Here is a 4,628-nt window from a genome sequence, read left to right on the forward strand (position 1 = left end):
TGTCAAAACCTCTCGGATCCCCCCCGGGTCCCCCCACAGAAGTTCTGACACCCGGTAAGACCCATGGGGTGCGGGGAGGGTTGTACGGCCTTTCCAAGATTTTTTCCGGTCCCCTCGGGAGGGCGAAAGGGCGGACGGGGGGCCCGCTAAGCCGTGTGCTCCACGAACCGTCGTGCCGTCTCGGCGAGGAGTTCGCGGCCGTCCCGGGCCCACAGGACGTCGTTGAAGAGTTCGACCTCGATGGCGCCGGTGTAGCCGGCCGCCTCCACGTGGCCCTGCCACTCCCGCATGTCGACGCTCCCGTCGCCGATCTGGCCGCGGCCGTTGAGGACGCCCTCGGGCAGGGGGGTGGTCCAGTCGGCGAGCTGGAAGGTGTGGATGCGGTCCTGGGCGCCGGCGCGGGCGATCTGCGCGGGCGCCGTGTCGTCCCACCAGACGTGGTAGGTGTCGACGGTGACGCCGACCTGCCGGGCCGGGAACCGTTCGGCCAGGTCCAGGGCCTGGGCGAGGGTGGAGACCACGCAACGGTCGGAGGCGTACATGGGGTGCAGCGGCTCGATGGCCAGGCGCACCCCGTGCTCCTCGGCGTACGGGCCCAGCTCCGCCAGGGCGTCCGCGATGCGTTCGCGGGCGCCGCGCAGGTCCTTGGAGCCGGCCGGGAGGCCGCCGGAGACCAGCACCAGGGTGTCGGTGCCCAGGGTGGCGGCCTCGTCGACGGCGCGGCGGTTGTCGGCCAGGGCCGCGGCCCGCTCGGCGGGGTCGATCGCGGTGAGGAAGCCGCCCCGGCACAGGGTCGTCACCGTCAGGCCGGCGTCCCGGACCAGCTTCGCCGCCGCCTCCACTCCGTAGGCCTGGACGGGCTCGCGCCACAGGCCCACTGCGGGGACACCCAGGTCGCGGCAGGCGTCGACGAGTTCGGGCAGGGACAGCTGCTTGACCGTCATCTGGTTGATGCTGAAACGCGCGAGAGCGTTGACGGGGCCGGTCACGGGGTCACTCCGTACAGGTGCAGCAGGGTCCGCATGCGGTCCTCGGCGAGCTTCGGGTCGGGGAACAGGCCGAGGCCGTCGGCGAGTTCGTAGGCGCGGGCGAGGTGCGGCAGCGAGCGGGCCGACTGCAGGCCGCCGACCATGGCGAAGTGGTCCTGGTGGCCGGCCAGCCAGGCCAGGAACACCACGCCCGTCTTGTAGAAGCGGGTGGGGGACCGGAAGAGGTGCCGGCTCAGCTCCACCGTGGGGTCGAGCAGGGCGCGGAAGCCCGCCGTGTCCCCCGTGTCCAGGACGCGGACCGCCCGGGCCGCCAGCGGGCCGAGCGGGTCGAAGATGCCGAGCAGGGCGTGGCTGAAGCCCTGCTCGTCGCCCGCGATCAGCTCGGGGTAGTGGAAGTCGTCGCCGGTGTAGCAGCGCACCCCCTGCGGCAGGCGGCGGCGCAGGGCGACCTCGCGCCCGGCGTCCAGCAGCGAGACCTTGATGCCGTCGACCTTGTCGGGGTGGGCGGCGATGACCTCCAGGAAGGTGTCGGTGGCCGCGTCCAGGTCGGACGAGCCCCAGTAGCCCTCCAGCGCCGGGTCGAACATGGGGCCGAGCCAGTGCAGGATCACGGGTTCGGCACACTGGCGCAGCAGGTGGCCGTACACCTCGAGGTAGTCCTCGGGCGTGCGGGCGGCGGCGGCCAGGGCGCGGGACGCCATCAGGACGGCCTGCGCACCCGACTCCTCGACGAGCGCGAGCTGTTCCTCGTAGGCCGCCCGCACCTCGGCGAGCGTGCCGGAGACGATCTGGTCGGTGCCGACGCCGCAGGCGATGCGCCCGCCGACGGCCTTCGCCTCGGCGGCGGAGCGGCGGATCAGCTCGGCCGCGCCCGCCCAGTCCAGGCCCATGCCGCGCTGGGCGGTGTCCATCGCCTCGGCGACGCCCAGGCCGTGCGACCACAGGTGGCGGCGGAAGGCGAGGGTGGCGTCCCAGTCGACGGCGGCGGGCGAGTCGGGGGTGGTGTCGGCGTACGGGTCGGCGACGACGTGCGCCGCGGAGAAGACCGTACGGGAGACGAAGGGGGCCCCGGCGGCGAGTGCGAGGGGCTCGGTGCGGGGCTCGTACGTCCGCAGCCCGCCCCGCACGTCGGGCAGTTCGATGGTCACAGCGAGATCTCCGGCACGTCCAGGCGGCGGCCCTCGGCCGAGGACCTCAGGCCCAGCTCGGCGAGCTGGACGCCGCGGGCGCCGGCCAGCAGGTCCCAGTGGTAGGGGGCGTCGGCGTAGACGTGCTTGAGGAACAGCTCCCACTGGGCCTTGAAGCCGTTGTCGAACTCGCCGTTGTCCGGGACCTCCTGCCACTGGTCGCGGAAGACCTCGGTGGCGGGGATGTCCGGGTTCCAGACGGGCTTGGGGGTGGCGGAGCGGTGCTGGACGCGGCAGTCGCGCAGGCCGGCCACGGCGGAGCCCTCGGTGCCGTCGACCTGGAACTCGACGAGTTCGTCGCGGTGGACGCGGACCGCCCAGGAGGAGTTGATCTGGGCGATGGCTCCGCCCTCGAGCTCGAAGACGCCGTAGGCGGCGTCGTCGGCGGTGGCGTCGTAGGGCTTGCCGTTCTCGTCCCAGCGCTGCGGGACGTGGGTGGCGGCCAGCGCCTGGACGGAGCGCACCCGGCCGAACAGCTCGTGCAGCACGTACTCCCAGTGCGGGAACATGTCGACGACGATGCCGCCGCCGTCCTCGGCGCGGTAGTTCCAGGAGGGGCGCTGCGCGGACTGCCAGTCGCCCTCGAAGACCCAGTAGCCGAACTCGCCGCGCACCGACAGGATCCGGCCGAAGAAGCCGCCGTCGATGAGCCGCTTCAGCTTGAGCAGGCCCGGCAGGAACAGTTTGTCCTGCACCACGCCGTGCTTGATCCCGGCGGCGTTCGCCAGCCGGGCCAGCTCCAGGGCGCCGTCGAGGCCGGTGGCGGTCGGCTTCTCGGTGTAGATGTGCTTGCCGGCGGCGATCGCCTTGGTGAGGGCCTCCTCGCGGGCGGAGGTGACCTGGGCGTCGAAGTAGATGTCGACGCTCTCGTCGGCGAGCACCGCGTCCACGTCGGTGGAGACGTGCTCCAGTCCGTGCCGCTCGGCCAGCGCCCGCAGGGCGTGCTCGCGGCGGCCGACCAGGACCGGCTCCGGCCACAGCACGGTGCCGTCACCGAGGTCGAGGCCGCCCTGCTCGCGCAGGGCCAGGATGGAGCGGACGAGGTGTTGCCGGTAGCCCATCCGCCCGGTCACACCGTTCATGGCGATACGCACCGTCTTGCGTGTCACGTCGTTCCCTTCGTACGCGGTCCCCGCGCGCCGCACACGCCCCGCCCGTCACGCACCGGCCGCCGATCGGCGGCCGACGTTCCGGGGACTGGTGAACGTCACAGCAAGCGCTTTCTATGTATCTAGAAGCTAGCCTCTCGACGGTGCTCCGGACAAGACCATGGAGAACCCGACTTGTTCGAGGGGGCGAACAAGTGGGCGCGGGGCCATAGGGTCTGGTCGGGGGCGGGACATCGGGCCCGTACCCGGAACACGCCCGGACGCGCCCGGACACGGCGGCCGGCGCCGATACGACGAGACGCGCGACCGGAGGACGAGAGATGACGGTGACCCTGGCGGACGTGGCGGCCCGCGCGCAGGTCTCCCCCGCGACGGTGTCGCGCGTGCTGAACGGGAACTATCCCGTGGCCGCTTCCACCCGCGAGCGGGTGCTGAAGGCGGTGGACGAACTCGACTACGTGCTCAACGGCCCCGCGAGCGCCCTGGCCGCCGCCACCTCCGACCTGGTGGGCATCCTGGTGAACGACATCGCCGACCCGTTCTTCGGGATCATGGCGAGCGCGATCCAGGGCGAGATCGGGGGTCCGGGCGGGCGGGCCGGCGGGGAGAGACTCGCGGTGGTGTGCAACACGGGCGGCTCCCCGGAACGCGAACTGACCTACCTCACGCTGCTCCAGCGGCAGCGGGCCGCGGCGGTGGTGCTGACCGGCGGCGCCATCGAGGACGCCCCGCACAAGGCGGCCATGGACGCGAAGCTGCGCAAGATGGCGGACGCCGGGACCCGGGTGGTGCTGTGCGGCCGGCCGCCGGCACCGGACACCGGGGCGATCGCGCTGACCTTCGACAACCGCGGCGGCGGCCAGGAGCTCACCGAGCACCTGATCGGGCTCGGCCACCGCCGCCTCGGCTACGTCGCGGGCCCGCAGGAGCGCACCACCACCCGCCACCGCCTCGAAGGGCACCGGGCCGCGCTCGCCGCGCACGGCATCGAGGAGGACCCCCGCTGGACCGTCCACGGCCGCTACGACCGCCGCTCCGGCTACGAGGCCGCCCTCGAACTCCTGCGCAGGGACCCCGGGCTGACCGCCGTGGTCGCCGCGAACGACTCCGTCGCGCTGGGCGCGTGCGCGGCGCTGCGGGACTCCGGCCGGAAGATCCCCGACGACGTGTCGGTCGCCGGTTTCGACGACCTCCCGTTCAGCATCGACGCGGTACCCGCCCTGACGACGGTGCGGCTGCCGCTCGCCGAGGCGGGGGCCCGGGCCGGCCGCATCGCGATGGGCCGCGAGGAGCCGCCGCCCGGGGGGATCGCCTCCGTGCGGGGCGAGTTGATGGTGCGGGGG

4 protein-coding genes are annotated in these 4,628 nt (G+C 73.2%); 1 reads left to right on the forward strand and 3 read right to left on the reverse strand.

Going from position 1 to position 4,628, the window contains the following annotated elements; translation table 11 throughout:
* Positions 1-146 precede the first annotated feature (146 nt).
* From AOK11_RS21680 to AOK11_RS21690, 3 genes are read right to left on the reverse strand one after another with little or no spacing between them, the layout of a single operon-like run.
* Positions 147-944 carry a sugar phosphate isomerase/epimerase family protein gene (locus AOK11_RS21680; protein ID WP_055595394.1) on the reverse strand — a complete coding sequence of 266 codons (798 nt, stop codon included), beginning with the start codon at positions 942-944 and terminating at the stop codon, positions 147-149.
* Between the two features lie 41 nt (positions 945-985).
* Entirely contained in the window at positions 986-2,137 is a 1,152-nt protein-coding gene (locus tag AOK11_RS21685; protein WP_055595391.1) for a dihydrodipicolinate synthase family protein, read from the reverse strand.
* Complete coding sequence (locus AOK11_RS21690; RefSeq protein ID WP_055595392.1) at positions 2,134-3,285, reverse strand: Gfo/Idh/MocA family protein; 1,152 nt, start codon at positions 3,283-3,285, stop codon at positions 2,134-2,136. Before AOK11_RS21690 ends, AOK11_RS21685 begins: the two co-directional genes overlap by 4 nt.
* Positions 3,286-3,605: 320 nt before the next feature.
* Between AOK11_RS21690 and AOK11_RS21695 the strand changes: the two genes are divergently transcribed.
* The coding region (locus AOK11_RS21695; RefSeq protein WP_055595393.1) for a LacI family DNA-binding transcriptional regulator at positions 3,606-4,628 on the forward strand (1,023 nt) is incomplete at its 3' end.

The sequence above is a fragment of the Streptomyces hirsutus genome, assembly GCF_001418415.1.
Taxonomy (GTDB): domain Bacteria; phylum Actinomycetota; class Actinomycetes; order Streptomycetales; family Streptomycetaceae; genus Streptomyces; species Streptomyces hirsutus.